The organism is Asaia sp. SF2.1, assembly GCF_000505765.1.
In the GTDB taxonomy this organism is placed as follows: domain Bacteria; phylum Pseudomonadota; class Alphaproteobacteria; order Acetobacterales; family Acetobacteraceae; genus Asaia; species Asaia bogorensis.
The window spans coordinates 213485-214194 of record NZ_AYXS01000034.1 but is presented as its reverse complement, the minus strand read 5'-3'; the positions used below and the strand labels follow the sequence as shown (position 1 = coordinate 214194).

Sequence of the window (710 nt, the reverse complement as noted above, 5' to 3'; positions counted from 1 at the left end):
CCCGGGATTCATCGGGGCAAATTTCCTCTTTCCGCTCCGGCTACTATAATATCGCCAGCTACGAGACCCAGGCCCTTCAAACGACGATAGAGTATAACACACCCCTCTCCCGTCTGGGTCTGCCTGAGAGCTCGGGGGCAATCGACCTTCGGGGCAACTACGTGCATTACGTCAAGAGCGCGCGCAATTATGCCGGAAGCACCTATCTGCTTTCGGGTAATATTGCTGCGCCCAATGACAATTTCACGCTCAACACCACGTGGATACGTGGCCCCTTCAACGCCCAGTGGCAGACCATCTGGTATGGCCCGAGCCTCGTGGCCCTTCAGGTGCCGACCACGCGTTATGAGGGCAACAAACGCCCGGCCTTCGCCTATTTCAATCTCTCACTCGATTATGCCGTAACCGAGCATTTCTCGACCAGCTTCGTGGTAAACAATATCACCGACGCCCTGCCACGCGATGCAGGCATCTATAGCGTGGGCCGTTACTACGAGGCGCTTATTGGTCGTGCCTTTCAGATGCGCATTGGCGCCCATTTCTGAACGCAACGCCCGCCGGTGGTTGTACTTGCGACCACCGGCGCGCCGATACCGTAAGCCCTTCGTCAGTTTTTGCGCCGTGCGTCGACCCGGCTGAAAATCAGGGACAGCATCCAGGCCAGCACGAACAGCCCGATCACGATAAACCCGATCTGGTTGAAGCTGTCG

The 710-nt window shown here is 57.3% G+C and carries 1 pseudogene; it reads left to right on the top strand.

Going from position 1 to position 710, the window contains the following annotated elements:
* Window positions 1-545, top strand: a pseudogene (locus P792_RS37685) (TonB-dependent receptor); the annotation flags it as partial.
* Window positions 546-710 lie beyond the last annotated feature (165 nt).